The 16,784-nt window shown below is 34.8% G+C and carries 18 protein-coding genes and 1 other annotated feature; of the genes, 16 read left to right on the top strand and 2 right to left on the bottom strand.

All coding sequences use genetic code 11. From position 1 onward, the window contains the following. Positions 1-8: 8 nt before the first annotated feature. From BN2667_RS02215 to BN2667_RS02235, 5 genes are all read left to right on the top strand, one after another. Positions 9-629: an MBL fold metallo-hydrolase gene (locus BN2667_RS02215; protein ID WP_054251692.1), complete on the top strand. Its 621-nt coding sequence runs from the start codon at positions 9-11 to the stop codon at positions 627-629. Further along, the gene (hemZ, locus tag BN2667_RS02220) at positions 630-1,979 is read left to right on the top strand and encodes a coproporphyrinogen dehydrogenase HemZ (protein WP_054251693.1); all 1,350 of its coding nucleotides are present in this window, start codon (positions 630-632) and stop codon (positions 1,977-1,979) included. Continuing rightward, positions 1,980-3,509, top strand: coding sequence for a Mur ligase family protein (locus BN2667_RS02225; RefSeq protein ID WP_054251694.1), 1,530 nt, complete (start codon positions 1,980-1,982; stop codon positions 3,507-3,509). Positions 3,510-3,600: 91 nt separating this feature from the next. Next, positions 3,601-3,783 (top strand) — a binding site (T-box leader). 44 nt (positions 3,784-3,827) lie between these two features. Next, positions 3,828-5,615, top strand: a complete 1,788-nt coding sequence (aspS, locus tag BN2667_RS02230; protein ID WP_054251695.1) for an aspartate--tRNA ligase — start codon at positions 3,828-3,830, stop codon at positions 5,613-5,615. After that, entirely contained in the window at positions 5,615-6,037 is a 423-nt protein-coding gene (locus BN2667_RS02235; protein ID WP_054251696.1) for a SoxR reducing system RseC family protein, read from the top strand. Before aspS ends, BN2667_RS02235 begins: the two co-directional genes overlap by 1 nt. 24 nt (positions 6,038-6,061) lie before the next feature. Here the strand turns inward: BN2667_RS02235 and BN2667_RS02240 are convergent, their stop codons facing one another. Then, a complete protein-coding gene (locus tag BN2667_RS02240; protein WP_054251697.1) occupies positions 6,062-6,511 on the bottom strand; it encodes a threonine/serine exporter family protein in 450 nt (149 codons plus the stop codon). A 13-nt stretch (positions 6,512-6,524) separates the two neighbouring features. Further along, positions 6,525-7,298: a threonine/serine exporter family protein gene (locus BN2667_RS02245; protein WP_054251698.1), complete on the bottom strand. Its 774-nt coding sequence runs from the start codon at positions 7,296-7,298 to the stop codon at positions 6,525-6,527. Between the two features lie 123 nt (positions 7,299-7,421). Here BN2667_RS02245 and BN2667_RS02250 point away from each other — a divergent pair, with 123 nt between their 5' ends. Genes BN2667_RS02250 through pyrR form a run of 11 tightly spaced genes read left to right on the top strand, consistent with a single transcriptional unit; the run spans position 7,422 to position 16,784 of the window. Beyond that, positions 7,422-8,747 carry a DUF512 domain-containing protein gene (locus BN2667_RS02250; RefSeq protein ID WP_054251699.1) on the top strand — a complete coding sequence of 442 codons (1,326 nt, stop codon included), beginning with the start codon at positions 7,422-7,424 and terminating at the stop codon, positions 8,745-8,747. Further along, a complete protein-coding gene (gene der / locus BN2667_RS02255; RefSeq protein WP_054251700.1) occupies positions 8,747-10,069 on the top strand; it encodes a ribosome biogenesis GTPase Der in 1,323 nt (440 codons plus the stop codon). The genes BN2667_RS02250 and der overlap by 1 nt, the downstream gene beginning before the upstream one ends. 2 nt (positions 10,070-10,071) lie before the next feature. Continuing rightward, entirely contained in the window at positions 10,072-10,662 is a 591-nt protein-coding gene (plsY, locus tag BN2667_RS02260; RefSeq protein WP_054251701.1) for a glycerol-3-phosphate 1-O-acyltransferase PlsY, read from the top strand. Between the two features lie 12 nt (positions 10,663-10,674). Further along, entirely contained in the window at positions 10,675-11,682 is a 1,008-nt protein-coding gene (locus tag BN2667_RS02265; RefSeq protein ID WP_054251702.1) for an NAD(P)H-dependent glycerol-3-phosphate dehydrogenase, read from the top strand. Between the two features lie 6 nt (positions 11,683-11,688). Then, on the top strand, positions 11,689-12,957 hold the full coding sequence (locus BN2667_RS02270) for a biotin/lipoyl attachment domain-containing protein (RefSeq protein ID WP_054251703.1): 1,269 nt from the start codon (positions 11,689-11,691) through the stop codon (positions 12,955-12,957). Further along, the gene (locus tag BN2667_RS02275; RefSeq protein ID WP_054251704.1) at positions 12,954-13,640 is read left to right on the top strand and encodes a YggS family pyridoxal phosphate-dependent enzyme; all 687 of its coding nucleotides are present in this window, start codon (positions 12,954-12,956) and stop codon (positions 13,638-13,640) included. The genes BN2667_RS02270 and BN2667_RS02275 overlap by 4 nt, the downstream gene beginning before the upstream one ends. Before the next feature lie 8 nt (positions 13,641-13,648). Next, positions 13,649-14,110, top strand: coding sequence for a cell division protein SepF (locus BN2667_RS02280; RefSeq protein ID WP_054251705.1), 462 nt, complete (start codon positions 13,649-13,651; stop codon positions 14,108-14,110). Positions 14,111-14,113: 3 nt separating this feature from the next. Further along, the gene (locus BN2667_RS02285) at positions 14,114-14,908 is read left to right on the top strand and encodes a YlmH family RNA-binding protein (protein WP_054251706.1); all 795 of its coding nucleotides are present in this window, start codon (positions 14,114-14,116) and stop codon (positions 14,906-14,908) included. A gap of 17 nt (positions 14,909-14,925) precedes the next feature. Then, complete coding sequence (lspA, locus tag BN2667_RS02290; protein WP_054251707.1) at positions 14,926-15,399, top strand: signal peptidase II; 474 nt, start codon at positions 14,926-14,928, stop codon at positions 15,397-15,399. Beyond that, positions 15,383-16,291 carry an RluA family pseudouridine synthase gene (locus tag BN2667_RS02295; RefSeq protein ID WP_054251708.1) on the top strand — a complete coding sequence of 303 codons (909 nt, stop codon included), beginning with the start codon at positions 15,383-15,385 and terminating at the stop codon, positions 16,289-16,291. Before lspA ends, BN2667_RS02295 begins: the two co-directional genes overlap by 17 nt. Further along, entirely contained in the window at positions 16,266-16,784 is a 519-nt protein-coding gene (gene pyrR, locus BN2667_RS02300; protein WP_054251709.1) for a bifunctional pyr operon transcriptional regulator/uracil phosphoribosyltransferase PyrR, read from the top strand. Before BN2667_RS02295 ends, pyrR begins: the two co-directional genes overlap by 26 nt.

Genomic DNA, 16,784 nt, shown 5'->3' on the forward strand with positions numbered 1-16,784 from the left:
GAGGACTTATGGAATTTAAAAAATTAGAACTTGGCTTTGGTCAAATGAACTCCTATATACTTTGGGATGAAAAAACAAAAGAAGGGGCAATAATTGACCCAGGCTACGATTTTTATTTAATAGAAAAGGCCTTGGAAGAAGAAAACATTGTTCCAAAATTTATTTTATTAACCCACAGCCATGGCGACCATATTGGAGCCATAAAAGAATTAAAAGACAAGTATAAAGATTTAAAAGTCTATGTCCACAAGGATGAAGAACAAATGATTATGGACCCAGTTTTAAATCTTTCTAGGCTAACTCAAATGGAGCCAGTAAGCGTTAAAGCTGACGAGACCTTTGAAGATGGAAAAGTTTTTACCTTAGGAGACATAGAAATTAAGGCCATTCATACGCCAGGCCATTCTCCAGGAGGAACTTGTTATCTAGTGGGAAATACTTTATTTTCAGGAGATACTCTTTTTAAACTTTCAGTTGGCAGGTCAGATTTTTATTTAGGCGACCAAGACCAGCTTATAAATTCTATTAAGACTAAACTTCTAACTTTAGATGATGACATAGTAGTTTATCCAGGTCACGGACCAGAAACTACAATTGGTCAAGAAAGAGAAAGGAATCCGTTTCTTTAAATGATAGACTTTATAAAGATTGCCTACAACAAGGAATATCTTGAACTGGCTGAGGCCTTTGTTCCTGGTATTTCAAAAGATGAGGAAGAGGTTTTTATTGAAAGGGCTGGAGACTATTTAAAACTAAAGACTCCAACCTTTGAAGACCAAGTAAATCTAGATTCTTATTTTTCTTACGAAAAGACCAATATAAAAAGAGGAATCTATAAACTTTTTAAAAAATATACAAATAGAGACTTAGCATGGGGGATTTTAGTTGGAGTAAATCCCCTTAAACTTGTAAAAAAACTTTTAGATTCTTATGCTAAAGACCAAGTAGAAAAAATTTTAGCAGAAGGATATTTTTTAGATCGTGATAAAATTGACCTGGCCTTTGAAATAATAAAAAAGCAAGAGCCCTTTGTAAAAGACTTAAGAGATCAGGCCCATATTTATATAGACATCCCCTTTTGTCCATCAAAGTGCAGCTACTGCGCCTATCCAACTTATTTAATGGAGCCAGAAAAAATTAAATTATATACAGCAAGTCTCATTAAAGAGATAGAGACATTTTTTTCTCAGACTCAAATGGACTTTGCCACAGTTTATATAGGTGGAGGAACACCATCAGCCTTAGGATCAGAAAACTTAGATAGGCTAATTAAGATTTTGAGAAAATATGTGAGAAACATTAAAGAATTTACTGTAGAAATAGGAAGACCAGATACCTTTGACAAAGACCTACTGTTAATGCTAAAAGAAAACAAGGTAGACAGAATTTCGATAAATCCTCAGTCGATGAACGATAAGACTTTAGAAAGAATTGGCCGAAAGCATTCTGCCTTAGATATTGAAAAGAGTTTTAAGCTAGCAAGGGACCTTGGCTTTTATAATATTAATATGGATTTAATTATCGGTCTGCCAGGAGAAGGGGCTTTAGACTTTGAAAGATCTTTAAATAAAGTTTTAGATCTTGGAGCAGATTCAATTTCCATCCACTCTTTGGCTTTAAAAAAATCTTCTAGGCTAAGTCAAAGAGGCTATGAAAATGATAGAGACTTAGACTTTGAAAAAGTTAGAAATACTTTAATGAAGACTTCCGTTTATGAGCCTTATTATCTTTACAGGCAAAAGCATATTTATTTAAATTTAGAAAACATTGGCTACTCAAGGATTGGCAAAGAGTGCCTTTATAACATTGCCATGATGGAAGACCTAGGGCCAGTTATAGGCTTTGGCCTTGGGGCAACTAGTAAGTTAATTTTAGACAAAAAAATAAAAAGACACATGAATCCTAGAACCTTAAAAGACTATCTAGCAGGTTCGAAAGAAAGTGCATTAAATAAAATAAAATTTTTAGGGAGTGAGTAGATGAAAGCTAAAGATCTTTTAAAAGACATTGAAATTTTAGAAATTAGAGGATCCTTTAATGAAGACCAAGAAATAACTGACGTGTGCTTCCATTCTAACAAGGTTAAAGATGGGGCGATTTTTGTCGCCATTAAAGGTCATGAAACAGACGGCCACAAGTATATTAATGACGCAATAAAAAGGGGAGCTGCTATAATTTTTGTAGAAGACTTTCAAGATGTTGACACCTGCCAAATAAAAGTTGCCAACGGTCGAATAGCCCTAGCTGACCTTTCAGATAACTTTTTTGACCATCCATCGACAAAGTTAAATGTAATTGGTATAACTGCCACCAATGGTAAGACCACAACTTCCTTTATGGTAGAAAAAATCTTTCAAGAAGCTGGAATAAAAACTGGAGTTTCAGGAACAGTTGACGTTAGATATGGAGACGTAAGCATTCCATCAATTTTAACAACGCCAGAATCAAGAGACCTCCAAGAGCATACAAAAAATATGGTCGACCTTGGTATTAGCGATTTAATTATGGAAGTTTCTTCCCACGCCCAAGAAATGTACAGGGTCAAGAACATGGACTATGACATTGTAACCTTTAACAATCTTTCCAGAGAACACATTGACCAACACGGGTCCTTTGAAAACTATGCAAAGATCAAGTCAAGACTTATAAGAAACGCCAAAGAAGACGCCTATGTAATTTTAAACTTTGACGAAGATTATATTAAAAAACTTGCAAATGAAACTAAGGGCAAGGTCTTGTCATATTCTTTTAAAAATAAGGACCAAGACTTTGGTATTGACAACTTAGACTTTTCTACAGGCTATCCAAGGTATGACTTTGTAATTAACAGGGATATAGAAGAATTGAAATTAAAAAAGGGAAGCTTTCCAGTTGACTTAGGCATTGCTGGTTATTCATCTGTAATGAATTCAGTGGCAGCAATAATTATCTCCCTAGTTAGGGGCATAGATATTCCTACAATCCAAAAGGCCTTGAGAGACTTTAACGGAGTTGAGAGAAGGTTCCAAGTTATTTATGACGAAGACTTTATGATCATTGACGACCACTATGCAAATGCCAGAAATATTAATGTAACCATGGAAACAATTTCTATGATGGCCTATAAAAACTTCCACATCTTCTACGCCATTAGAGGCAACAGGGGAGTAAACTTAAATAGAGAATCAGCAGAAGAATCAGCCAAGTGGCTAAAGAAATTAGGAGTAAATGAAATTTATTCAACTTCATCAGCTGAAACTGTAACTTGGAAGGACGAGGTTTCAAAAGAAGAAAAAGAAGTCTTTGATGAAGTTATGAAAGAAAATGGAATTAAAGTTATTCACTTTGATAGACTTGACGATGCTTGCTACCACGTTTTAGAAACAGTAGAGAAAGGCGACCTCTTATTACTAGCAGGCTGTCAAGGCATGGACCCAGCTGGCAGAATAGTATTAGAAAAGCTTACAGAAAATGTTGATCCAAAGAAAAAAGAAGAACTAATGAAAGTTTTAGATGGCAGGGCCTTTTAAGAAAAATTTTTTAAAGAGTACTGAGATTTTTAGTACTCTTTTTATTTTTCCTAAGAGTTGACAAAAAAATTTACTTATTATAAAATTACTTTAATTGGCGATGAAGAGAAAGAGTAGCTGAGAAGTTTTTTATAGAGAGCAAATGGCTGGTGGAAATTTGTAAAAGACCTTGGTGAAGACATCTTGGAGCAAAAGGTTTGAAACCGCCTAAGGTTTTATAAGCTGGGATATTTTTATCCAATTAGGGTGGCACCGCGATTTATTCGTCCCTTAGAGAGGACGATTTTTTTATGGAATAAAATAGTTAGGAGGACTAAGATGATAGAGAAAATGGGTGGCCTAAGAAGAAGTCACTATGCTGGAGAGTTAAGAGAAAAAAATATTGGAGATGAAGTTACACTAATGGGCTGGGTCCAAAGGGCCAGGTCCTTTGGTTCAATAGTATTTGTAGATATTAGAGATATTTCTGGCATTAGCCAAATAGTTTTTGATGAAGATTCTGGAGATGAAGTTTTAAAAAAGGCAGAAAAACTTCGTTCAGAATTTGTAATTGCAGTTAAGGGAAAAGTAAGAGAGAGGTCTTCAATAAACGAAGAAATTCCAACAGGAAAAATTGAAATTCTAGCAAGTGATCTAAAGATTTTAGACACAGCAGAAGTTCCACCGATTTATGTTAAAGATGGGGACAATGTTTCTGAAACGATGAGACTAAAGTACAGGACTCTTGATTTAAGAAAACCTGAAATTCAAAAAAATCTTCTACTTAGGGCCAAAACCTACAAGGCCTTTAGAGATTATTTAGCAGGTCATAGGTTTGTTGAAGTTGAAACACCAGTTCTTGGTAAGCCAACTCCAGAAGGAGCTAGGGACTACTTAGTTCCATCAAGAGTTAATCCAGGAAAGTTTTACGCCCTACCACAATCACCACAATTATTTAAGCAAATGCTTATGGTTTCTGGTTATGACAGGTACTTCCAAATTGCCAAGTGCTTTAGAGACGAAGACCTAAGGGCCAACCGCCAACCAGAATTTACCCAAGTGGATATTGAAATGTCATTTGTAGATGTTGAAGATGTTCTTTCTATGAACGAAGGTCTAATGCAATATGTCTTTAAAGAAGTAAAGGGCATTGACCTTGAAATTCCATTTAAGAGACTATCCTATAACGAAGCCATGGAGAGATATGGAGTAGACAAACCAGATACAAGATTCGGCTTTGAACTTGTAGATCTTTCAGATATTTTAAAAGATTCAGCCTTTAAAGTATTTTCTGGAGCAATTAGTTCAGGTGGATCAGTTAGGGCCATAAATATAAATGGTCAGGCAGAAGAATTTTCTAGAAAGGACATAGACAAGTTAGAAGCCTTTGTAAAAACTTATGGAGCAAAGGGCCTAGCTTGGATGAAGTTAAAGGCAGATGTAGAAATCCAATCTCCAGTTGCTAAGTTTTTAGGAGAAGATGAAATCAAATCCATAATAGAAAAAATGGACGCCAAAGAAAATGACCTTATTTTATTTGTTGCAGATAAAAATTCAGTTGTCTTTGACTCTTTAGGAAATCTTAGAAATCATATAGCTGACAAACTTGGCCTAAGAGATCACGATACTTATGATATTCTTTGGTTAACTGACTTCCCATTATTTGAATATGACGAAGAAGAAAATAGATATGTAGCCAAACACCATCCATTTACTTCACCAAAAGACGAAGACTTAGATATGTTAGAATCTGAGCCAGACAAGGTTAGGGCAAAAGCCTATGACATTGTTATAAATGGAGATGAAATGGGCGGAGGATCAATTAGAATTTCAAATTCAGATTTACAAAAGAGAATGTTTAATGCCCTTGGCATAGATGAAAAGGCCCAAGAAGACAAGTTTGGCTTCTTGTTAGAATCATTTAAGTACGGAACTCCTCCTCACGGCGGAATTGCCTACGGCCTAGATAGATTAGTCATGTTATTTGCGGGTACAAATAATATAAGAGATGTAATTGCCTTCCCTAAGACTCAGTCAGCAACTGACTTGTTAACAGGGGCGCCAATTAGTCTTGACAACAAACAATTAGAAGAAGTTCACATTGAAGTCCTTAGAAGGGAGGATTAATGGAAAGAGTAGGAAGAGTTGTAACAGTAAATGACGGCATAGCAGAGTTAGAAGTGAGAAAAGTTTCATCTTGTGGAAGTAGTTGTGCCTCATGTTCTGCAGCCTGCCAACAACCGCCACAAGTTATTAAGGTTATTGACAACTTACAAGTAAAGCCAGGAGATTTTGTAGAAGTTCAAGCAGACTCATCTAGGGTTTTAAAATTTATGTTAGTCCTTTATGGAATTCCACTTTTGTTTTTAATAGTAGGATTTTCCCTAGGCCATTCATACTTTTTAAAAGCCCAAGCTGACAACTACGAACTTCTAGCCCTTTTAGTTGGCCTTGTATCAATGGCTGTTGGAGGCTTTATTGTTAGACTTATAGATAAAAAATCTAAGGTAAGATCAGAAAATATAAATTTTATGGTAAAAAAACTGTAAAAAATTAGCGCTGGTAGAAAATATCTACTGGCGCTTTATTTTTATCCTATAAATTCTATTTAAAATATTTACTAGATTAGTCGCTATAAAAATTCCCGTTGCCAAAGATATGGCCATTAGAATTGTTTCAACTCCCTTAGCAGATGCCTTGTCCAAGTCTTGGGTGATAAAATAATACATAGTATAATAAATTCCAGTTCCAGGAACTAGGGGAATTAGTGAAGGCAAATAAATTGTAATAGCAGGGATTCTTTTAATTATTGCAAAAATTCCTGCAAAGAGGCCGATAAAAAGGCCGGCAATCATTGAAGCAAAAACTGTTTGTCCAGTTATAAAAACTAAGTACTTATAAATAATCCAACCAAAGCCTCCAATTGTTGCATTAAGAATATAAACTCTCTTTGGGGCCTGGAGCAAAACATTAAAGGCCAGGGTGGCAAAAAAAGAATAAATAAAATGTAGTATATAAATCACTTGCTTCTCCTTTTTATAAATAAAGGGCTAAAACCATACCAGCCCCAAAAGCCAAACCAACTGCAATAAAAATTGCTTGGGCTATGGACATGAGACCTGTCATAGTATCTCCACTTAAAATATCTCTAATGGCGTTGGTTATTGCCATACCTGGAACATAGGGCATCAAACAGCCGATAACAATCATATCTAAGTCCTTGGCTAGGCCAAGTTTAACAAAGGCTACAGCTAGACCTGCTGTCATAATGCCAGCTAATAATTGAACCATAAATTCTGGCACGTGAAACTTAGGAGCTTTATTTACAACAAAAAATCCTAAGAAACCTACAAAAAATGCAGGGATAAAATCAATAATAGGCCCTCCAAATAAAATTGTAAAAAAGGCACCAACAAAACCAGTACAAAGACCTAAAAACCATTTAGGAAAATCTTTAGTCTTATCTATTTTAGTAACCTCTTTATAGGCTTGGTCTAGAGACATTTCCTTGTTAACAAAATTTCTAGAAAAGCTGTTTATCATATCTATAACTTCTAACTTTGTGGAAGGAGATTTTTCTCTGGCCACTTGGGTGTAGGGAATACCTTCAAAAACCAAGGTAACAGAAACAGAAGTCTTCATACAAAGGACCTCAACTCCATCTAAATTTGAAAAAGATGAACACATTCTTTCAATTGTATCTTCAACTCTAAAAACTTCGCCGCCAGATTGGAGAATAAGTCTTCCAACCTTTATTGTAACGTGAAGGAGTTTATAAATTTCGTCAACGCTTTTAATCTCTCTACTCATATTTATCTCCTTGTAAATCATATCAAAATATCTTAGCTTTAGCAAACCTAAGTTTTTTAAAATAAACACAAAAAACTCATAGGCTTAAGTGAATACTTCTAGCTTTTCTGCTATAATAATCTTATGGAGATATGTTTAAATAAAGATATAAATACAGTTGTTGAAGTTTTAGAAAATTCAATAGCTGAAGAATTAGAAATTCAAGTTGGAGATGAGATTTTATCAATTAACGGTCAGAAAATAAAAGACATAATTGATTATAAATATTTAATTTCTGATGAGTATATAGACTTAGAAATAAAAAAAACAAATGGAGATCTTGTAGTCTATGAAATAGAAAAAGACTATGACGAAGACCTAGGTCTCGTTTTTTCAAATCCATTAATTGATGAAGCCAAATCTTGTTCAAACAATTGCATATTTTGTTTTATAAACCAATTGCCTAAAAATATGAGAGAGACCTTGTATTTTAAAGATGACGACTCTAGGCTTTCTTTTTTGCAGGGAAATTTTATAACACTTACTAATATGTCAGAAGAAGAAATTCAAAGGATAATTGATCTTCGAATTTCTCCAATAAATGTTTCAGTTCACACCACAAACCCTGAACTGAGAAAGCAAATGTTAAGAAATATAAATGCAGGAAAAATTTTAGATATTTTACAGGCCTTTGACCAGGCTCATTTAGAAATCAACTGCCAAATTGTAGTAATTCCTGACATTAACGACAAGGAAGAGCTAGAAAAAACTCTAAGAGACTTGTACAATTTAAAAAACTCTGTTCATTCAGTAGCCATAGTTCCAGTTGGCCTAACAGGTCACAGGGAGGGACTTCCAAAACTAAAGGGATATGACAAGGACTTGGCCATAGAAATTATTGACCAAGTTGAAGATTTACAAGGAGAATTTTTAAAAGACTCTGGCAGCCGCTTTGCCTTTTTGGCAGATGAGTTTTATATTTTAGCTGATAGAGATCTACCAGCAGATGAGGCCTATGAAGGCTATCCACAAATTGAAAATGGAGTTGGCCTAGTTAGAAACTTTTCTGAAGAAGTAAACCTAGCTCTTAGAGACTTAGAAGTTTCTTATAAGGAAGCTGAGATGACTTTTGTAACAGGAACCTTGGCCAAGGATTTTATGGAAGACATTAGAAAGAGAATTTTAAAAAAGTTTCCTAAGTATAAAATTAACGTCAAGGCTATAGAAAATGACTTTTTTGGCAGGTCAATTACTGTAGCAGGTCTTGTTACTGGTGGAGACATTATAAAACAAGTTGCAGATGTAGATGCCTATAAAAATATTTTAATCCCATCAGTTATGTTAAGGGCCCAGTCAGATTATTTCTTAGACGATGTCACCCTTGACCAACTAGAAAATGCCTTAGATAGAAGGGTTTTAGTAACTGAGGTTGATGGAGAAAAATTTATTAAATTACTAGCGGAGGTATAATGAAAACAGTATGTATAGTAGGCAGACCTAATGTAGGCAAGTCTACCTTATTTAATAAAATTGTTGGCGCAAGAATTGCCATAACTGAAAATGTGCCTGGCATCACTAGAGACAGAATTTATTCTGACGCCAACTGGCTAGGTAAGGACTTTACAATGATAGACACAGGAGGCCTAGACCCAAGAGACGATGACGAGTTTATGGAAAACATCAAGGCCCAAGTTGACATAGCCATTGATAATGCCCAAGTAATTATATTTTTAGTTGACGGTCTTGTTGGCCTTACCCAAGCAGATATAGAAATTGGAAAAATGCTCTTTAGGTCGAAGAAAAAAGTAATTTTAGCTGTAAACAAGGCTGACACCAAGGGAGTTTTAGAAACAGAATACGACTACTATGAACTAGGTTTTGGTCATCCCTTTATGGTTTCAGCAGAAAATTCTATTGGCCTAGGAGACTTACTTGACCAGGTGATAGAAGATTTAGAAGCTCTTCCAGAAGAGGAAGAATACGAAGACGACAGAATTAAAGTTGCCTTTATTGGCAGACCAAACGTAGGCAAGTCTTCAACTATAAATAAATTAATTGGAGAAAATAGGTCAATAGTTACTAACATTCCTGGCACAACTAGGGACTCAATTGACTCAAAGTTAGACAAAGACGACAACAAGTTTTTATTTATAGACACAGCAGGCCTTAGAAAGAAAAATAAGATCTACGAAAACGTTGAAAGATATTCTGTAGTTAGGACCCTGGCCTCAATTGACAGAGCAGATGTTTGTGTTGGAGTAATTGACGCTTCAGTTGGAGTTACAGAACAAGATTCAAAAATAATTGGCTATGCCCACGACCAAGGCAAGTCCATAATAATTGCAGTTAACAAGTGGGACCTAGTTGAAAAAGACAATAGGACTGCTAGAAAATTTGAAGAAGAAATTAGGGCAGAACTTCCATTTTGCCTTTACGCTCCAATAATATTTATTTCAGCTGAGACAGGCCAAAGACTAGACAATCTATTAAATTTAATTGTTGGAGTAAATGAAAATTACAATATGAGAATCCAAACTGGAGTCTTAAATGACATTATAAACAAGGCAGTTTTAATGAACCAACCAAGGGCGGACAAGGGTAGACAGGGAAAAATCTACTACGGCGCCCAAGTTTCAGTAAGGCCACCAACTTTTGTAATTTTTGTAAATGACAAAGAATTAATTCACTTTTCCTATGTAAGATATTTGGAAAATGAAATTAGAAAGAACTTTGGCTTTGAAGGAACACCTATTCACCTTATTGTTAGAAATAGAAATGAAAAGGACATCTAATAATGTTTGAGAAAATAATTCTTTTGGTCCATTCTTATCTGTTAGGATCAATTTCGCCAGCCTATCTACTGGCCAAGTATAAATTTGGTTTTGATATTAGAACAAAAGGATCTGGCAACCCAGGAACAACTAATGCCTTTAGGACCATGGGCAAAAAAGCAGCCCTCCTAACCTTAGTCTTAGATGTTTCTAAGGGAATCTTTGGAGCCTTTCTTGGCAGCAAGTTTGTTGGGGAAGACTTTGGAGCCTATACAGGACTAATGGCAGTTTTAGGTCACAACTTTCCAATATTTTTAAATTTTAAAGGTGGCAAGGGAGTGGCAACATCAATGGGTATGGTTGGATTTTTATCTTTAAAGACCCTAGGCCTTTGTGTAGGTCCTGGCCTTATAGTTCTTTGCTTAAGCAAAATTGTATCTCTGGCTTCAATAACTGGCTTTATAACTTTATTAATAAGTTCACTGTATGAAGGTTTTACTAAGAGCTTTGGACCAAAGACTGTAGTCTTTATATTTATTTCCCTACTAAATATTTATAGACACAGGGCTAATATTGATAGAATTCTTAAGGGAAAAGAGAAAAAAATTATTTAAAAGGAGACTTAAATGAGAGTTGGAGTAATTGGAGGCGGCAGCTGGGGAACAGCCTTAGCTAGAGAATTAGCCAATAAAAATATTGACACTAAAATTTATATTAGAAACAAAGACCAGTATGAGACAATGAAAGAGTATCATATTAATAAGAGATACCTAGCAGATGTTATCCTACCAGAATCTTTAAAACTTACAAATGACTTAGATGAATGTATTTTAGACAAGGACTTTTTAATTTTAGCTGTACCTACTAGCTCTGTTAGGTCATTAATGGAAAATCTTTCAGGAAAAATTTCCAAGGACGTAATTTTAGTAAATGTTGCCAAGGGCATAGAAGTAAAGACCCTAAAGAGAATTTCTGAAATTGTAAGTGAGTTTTTCCCAGAAAATAAATTTGTAGCTCTTTCTGGACCAACCCATGCAGAAGAGGTTGCCATAGATTTTCCATCTACAATTGTAGCTGCATCAGAAAACCTAGAAGCTGCAGAAAAAACTCAAAATTTATTTATGTCAGATACTTTAAGGGTCTACACCAACGACGACCTTTTAGGAGTTGAACTTGCAGGAGCCTTGAAAAATATAATTGCCCTAGCTAATGGAATCTTAGTTGGCCTAGGTTATGGTGATAACTCAAGGGCAGCTTTAATGACTAGGGGGCTAGCAGAAATAACTAGACTAGGCAAGGCCATGGGAGCCCAAGAGGCAACCTTCTTAGGCCTAACTGGTGTTGGAGATTTAATAGTTACCTGTACTTCAGAACATTCAAGAAATAGAACTTGTGGAAAATATATTGGCCAAGGCATGAAAGTTGAAGAAGCCATAGAAAAAGTTGGCATGGTTGTTGAAGGCATAAAGACTACTGCTTCAACTGTTGAACTTGCAAAAAAATACAAGGTTGACATGCCAATAGCCACAGCCCTTTATGAAGTAATTTATGAAGGAGCAGACGTAAAAGATATAGTAACTAGACTTATGTCTAGGTCAAAAAAACACGAAATAGACGGATATTTTAGGGGATAGATTTTTTTGGAAAAAGAAAAAAGAAAAAGAGCCTATAAGTTAAAAAGGCTAAGACTACTTTTAATACCACTGGCCCTTGTAATAATTTTTTCTATCTTTACTAACAGAAAGACGGCAAAAAATATTGCAACTAACCTGCCAATAAAAACTGAATACTTAGACAAGGTTGACAGCAAGGGCTATTTGATTTTAAAAGAAAAAGTCTACACCTCCCAAGGTGATGGAGTTGTTGACTACAATGTTAGAGATGGCGAAAGGGTTCCCAAAGACTACATTGTCGCAAATTTAAATTTAATGAGCGATTCAGAAGACTTAAAAAAAGAACTTTTAAAGGTCCAATCTGCCATTGAATATAAAAACCAAAGTCTCAACCCATCGACTTCAAGCTTTGTAATAACAGACAAGGAAATAAATCTTATAAACTCTATTCAAGACTCTCTAGTAAGGGACAATATGCAAGAAACCCTTTTGGCCATTGAAACCTTAGAGCTAAACACCAAGAAGAATGTAGATATTTCAGAAATTTCAGACTTGATTAATCTTTCTAACCAAGAACTAGAGGACAGGAGAGACGACCTTTCTAAAGAAATTTCCACCAACAACGTTGTCTACAAGGCAGAAGATGCTGGAATAATTTCCTACAAGGTTGACGGACTAGAAGAAGTTTATAATGAAGAAAATATAGAAAAGATTGACTACCAGCTAATAATGGACAACCAAAAGTCTGCAAGCCTGGGTCAAAGAAATTCTGTAAAAATGGGAGACCCACTTTATAAAATTATAGACAACTTCACCTACGCCATGGCCATTCCAGTTGAAGATGAAAAAGTTCTAAAGACCTACAGCAAGGACAAGGCAGTTGACCTTTTAATAAATTCCAAAATTTCCTTAAAGGGAAGAGTTTCTAGAGTAAACAGGACCAGTGAATCCAAGGGAGTTTTAATTGTGTCCTTAAACGACAAACTTTCTGAACTTGGTTATGACAGAGTATTAAATGTTTCTCTTATAGAATCTAGGTCAGATTGTTTTGTTATACCAACTAAGGCTATAGTAGAAGTAGACAACCAAACAGGAGTTTATATTTTAGAACTCAACGGCCTAGTAAAATTTAGACCGATAGAAATCCTAAGACAAAATGAAATTGATACCACTATTAGTATAGGAGACGAAAAAGGCTATATTAAAAACAAAAAAGGCGAAGATCTAAGAACACTTTCAGCCTTTGAGGAAGTAATAATAGAACCTGAAAACATAGAAGAAGGGGAAATACTATGATAGATGTTAAGAAAAATTTAGACGATATTGTAAAGAGAATTGAAGAAGCAAAAAAACGTGCTGGCAGAACTGATGAAGTTCATTTATTAGCAGTAAGCAAGACAATTGCCTACGACCTTATTGACGACTCAATTGAATGGGGAGTAAGGGACATTGGAGAAAATAAAGTCCAAGACCTACTTAAGAGAATGGACCACTATGGAGATAAATTAAACTATCACTTTATAGGCGGCCTTCAAAGAAATAAAGTAAAAGACATAGTTGGAAGAGTAAAATTAATTCACTCTGTTGACTCCCTAAGACTAGCTAAAGAAATTGACAAGAGGGCAAAAAATGCTGAAGTAATTCAAGACTGCCTCCTTCAAGTTAATGTCTCTAAAGAAGAAAGTAAATCAGGTGTATATCTTGAAGAATTAGAAGAATTCGTGTATAATGTTTTAAAACTAGACAATATTAAAATTAGAGGTTTTATGACTATGGCACCCTTTGATGCAAGCGAAGAAGATCTTAGAAAATACTTCGGATCACTAAGGGATGCCTTTAACAAATACAATAAAGAAATTCCAGGCCTAGACATGGACTACCTATCAATTGGCATGACTCACGATTTTGAAATTGCCATTGAAGAAGGGGCAAATATAGTCAGGGTTGGATCAGGAATTTATGGAGAAAGAAACTATTAGGAGGAAGTATGGAAAAGATTAAAAACTTTTTTGGACTAGGTGACGAATTTGAAGAAGGAGAAGACCTTTACGAAGCTGAACCAACACCAGTAAATGAAATTGAAGAAGACACTACATCTTCATACCAAGCTAGCGAAAGACAAACTTCAAGATCAAAGTCAAAGGCTGCTTTAAACCTACACTCAAGTGGCAACATTCAAATGAAAATTTGTATTCATGAGCCACTAAGTTATGACGAAGCACCATTAATTGTTGACGACCTAAGACTTAGAAAGGCAGTTGTTCTTAACTTTGAACAATTAGACATTAACGTAAAGAGACAAATCTTTGACTTTGTAAACGGAGCCCTTTATGCCCTAGATGGAAAAATCCAAAAAGTAAACAGGGACATCTTTATTTTAGCCCCATCAAACATTGAAATTGATGGCCTTAAGGCTGAATTACAAGAAAAGGGAGTATTTCCTTGGTAAAAAATGAAAATTAATAAAGAAGAGTACCTTCTCCACCTTAGAGACCAAGAAGAAATAAAGGCCATGAGAAGGTTACTCGACCTTATTGAAATTACCATAAACCGACATTGTATTACTTATACAGATTTTTTTGAACCAAACTTAGTTGAAGCTTCAAAGTCAATACTAAATAGATTTGATGAAATTTCTTACTCAATTGACGGTGGCTTTGAAAATGCTGAAAGAAAAATAATAAGTATTTACAGTTGGTATTATTTTTATGAAGAAAAAGACCTACCCTTAAGAGCTTTAGAAATTAAGGGCAATATCGATAACTTAGACCATAGAGATGTTTTAGGAAGTCTATTGGGCCTTGGAATTGTAAGAGAAAAAATTGGAGATATAGGATTTTTTCCAGATTCAATTAGGCTAGTAGCATCAACTGACATCTCAACTTTTATTTTATACAACTTAAATAAAATCAAACACGAAAATGTGACTATAAAAGAAATTCCCCTTGCTGATCTTGGTAATATAATAATAGAAGGCTATGAAAAGGAAGTTATTTTATCTAGTCTTAGGCTGGACCAACTTGTAGCAGAAGCCTACAATCTCTCTAGGTCTGATGCTCAAAAATTAATTTCCTCAAGGCTAGTCAAGGTTAACTTTTCTACAGAAGAAAAAGGCCACAAGACCTTAGAAGAAGGTGACCTTGTTTCTGTAAGGAGAAAGGGCAGGTTTAAAATAAAAGAGATAAATGGTTTTACAAAAAAAGGAAGAATTAAAGCGAAATTTTTCTATCCAAGTAGGGATAGGTAGAAATAGATGAGGAAAATATGTTAGCAATAATTTTTATGCTTGTGTGCGTTTTTTTAGACCAACTTACTAAGTACATTGTTCTCACATCTTTAAAGGGAAGACCTCCTGTAATTATAATTGACAACTTTCTTTCCCTTATCTACGTAGAAAACAGGGGAGCAGCCTTTGGAATTTTACAAGGCAAGAAAATATTTTTTGTAATTATTACTGTAATTTCTATAGCAATTGTTTCATATATTTTAATTTTTAATTACAAAAAACTTTCTAAGACTATGATTATTTCCCTAGGAGCAATTTTAGGAGGAACTATTGGAAACTTTATAGACAGACTGCGCCTAGGTTATGTAGTAGACTTTGTATCAATGAGATTTTTTGATAGATATGACTTTGCAGTTTTTAATCTTGCAGATTCTTTTATAGTTTGTGGCGCTCTTGTACTTATGATTTATATTTTATTTTTTGAAGGAAAATCTAATGGACTACAAAATTAAAGTAGAAAATTCAGGAGAGCGAATAGACAAGTACCTAGCAAAGAATCTTGAACTTTCCAGGTCTACAATTAAAAAGCTGATAGATGAAAATGAGGTTTTTGTAAATGGACAGGCGGTTAAGTCAAGCTATAAGGTTTCTATAGATGATTTAATCGTCTTTACTTATATAGAAGAAAAAATAAATTTAGTCCCAAAGAAAATGGATCTGGATATTATTTACGAAGACGAAGATATCCTAGTAGTAAATAAAAGTAAGAATACCATAGTCCATCCAGCATCAAATGACCAAGACGACACTTTAGTTAATGGACTAATTTACAAGTATCCAGAATTAAAAACACTTGACCCCATAAGGCCAGGAATAGTCCACAGGTTAGACAAGGATACAAGTGGGGCCTTGGTAGTCGCAAAAAACAAAGACGCTTACGAAAAATTAGTTGACCAGTTTACAAAGAGACAGGTAATTAGAAAATACTACGCCATCGTCCACGGCAGACTAGAAAATAAGATTGAAATAAATAAAAAAATTGGCCGCAATGAAAAAGATAGAATTAAAATGGCAGTAAATGAAAAAAATGGTAAAGAAGCCATTTCTCTAGTTGCACCAGTAAAGGTCTTTGGTGATTACACTTTAGTAGAAGTAGAACTAAAAACAGGTAGGACCCACCAAATTAGAGTCCACATGGCATCAATTAATCACCCAGTTGTCGGCGACTTAGTTTATGGCAGAGAAAATAAATTTGCAATAAAAACTCAACTTTTACACGCCTACTGTCTAGAGTTTTCTCATCCAAAAACAGGAGAGCAAATAAAAATTACAACAGACCTGCCAGATGACTTTAAAGATTTTATAAAGAGGATTGAAGATGAAGAAAATATTAAGCCAAGATGAAATGAGAAGGGCCATATCCAGAATTTCCCACGAGATTTTAGAGAGAAATGAAGATTATGAAAGCATAGTTTTTTTAGGCCTAGTAACTAGAGGTTTTGAACTCGCAGAAAGATTGCAAAAGAAAATTTTTGAAATTGAAAAGATTTCTATACCAGTTTATCAGCTAGACATTTCCAACTACAGGGACGACTTGAAAAAGTTAGACCAAAGACTGGAAAATATTAAACTTCCAGACGTAGACGTAGATGAAAAAAATGTAATTATAGTTGACGATGTAATTTTTACAGGCAGAACTACAAGGGCAGCCTTAGACGCAATAGTAGAACTAGGCAGGCCATCAAGGGTTCAATTAGTTGCCTTAGTTGACAGAGGCCACAGAGAGTTTCCAATTCGTCCAGACTATATAGGAAAAAATATTCCAACTTCCAAAGACGAAAAAGTAATTTTAAGACTAGAAGAAGTAGATGGAATAGACGAGGTATTAATAGATTAA

The sequence above is a fragment of the Neofamilia massiliensis genome (assembly GCF_001299475.1).
In the GTDB taxonomy this organism is placed as follows: Bacteria; Bacillota; Clostridia; order Tissierellales; family Peptoniphilaceae; genus Neofamilia; species Neofamilia massiliensis.

Excerpts from the sequence above, each read along its gene's own strand:
- BN2667_RS02215 (WP_054251692.1), top strand. The coding sequence starts at position 9 with ATGGAATTTAAAAAATTAGAACTTGGCTTTGGTCAAATGAACTCCTAT.
- hemZ (WP_054251693.1), top strand. The coding sequence starts at position 630 with ATGATAGACTTTATAAAGATTGCCTACAACAAGGAATATCTTGAACTG.
- BN2667_RS02225 (WP_054251694.1), top strand. The coding sequence starts at position 1,980 with ATGAAAGCTAAAGATCTTTTAAAAGACATTGAAATTTTAGAAATTAGA.
- aspS (WP_054251695.1), top strand. The coding sequence starts at position 3,828 with ATGATAGAGAAAATGGGTGGCCTAAGAAGAAGTCACTATGCTGGAGAG.
- BN2667_RS02235 (WP_054251696.1), top strand. The coding sequence starts at position 5,615 with ATGGAAAGAGTAGGAAGAGTTGTAACAGTAAATGACGGCATAGCAGAG.
- BN2667_RS02245 (WP_054251698.1), bottom strand. The coding sequence starts at position 7,298 with ATGAGTAGAGAGATTAAAAGCGTTGACGAAATTTATAAACTCCTTCAC.
- BN2667_RS02250 (WP_054251699.1), top strand. The coding sequence starts at position 7,422 with ATGGAGATATGTTTAAATAAAGATATAAATACAGTTGTTGAAGTTTTA.
- der (WP_054251700.1), top strand. The coding sequence starts at position 8,747 with ATGAAAACAGTATGTATAGTAGGCAGACCTAATGTAGGCAAGTCTACC.
- plsY (WP_054251701.1), top strand. The coding sequence starts at position 10,072 with ATGTTTGAGAAAATAATTCTTTTGGTCCATTCTTATCTGTTAGGATCA.
- BN2667_RS02265 (WP_054251702.1), top strand. The coding sequence starts at position 10,675 with ATGAGAGTTGGAGTAATTGGAGGCGGCAGCTGGGGAACAGCCTTAGCT.
- BN2667_RS02275 (WP_054251704.1), top strand. The coding sequence starts at position 12,954 with ATGATAGATGTTAAGAAAAATTTAGACGATATTGTAAAGAGAATTGAA.
- BN2667_RS02280 (WP_054251705.1), top strand. The coding sequence starts at position 13,649 with ATGGAAAAGATTAAAAACTTTTTTGGACTAGGTGACGAATTTGAAGAA.
- BN2667_RS02285 (WP_054251706.1), top strand. The coding sequence starts at position 14,114 with ATGAAAATTAATAAAGAAGAGTACCTTCTCCACCTTAGAGACCAAGAA.
- lspA (WP_054251707.1), top strand. The coding sequence starts at position 14,926 with ATGTTAGCAATAATTTTTATGCTTGTGTGCGTTTTTTTAGACCAACTT.
- BN2667_RS02295 (WP_054251708.1), top strand. The coding sequence starts at position 15,383 with ATGGACTACAAAATTAAAGTAGAAAATTCAGGAGAGCGAATAGACAAG.
- pyrR (WP_054251709.1), top strand. The coding sequence starts at position 16,266 with ATGAAGAAAATATTAAGCCAAGATGAAATGAGAAGGGCCATATCCAGA.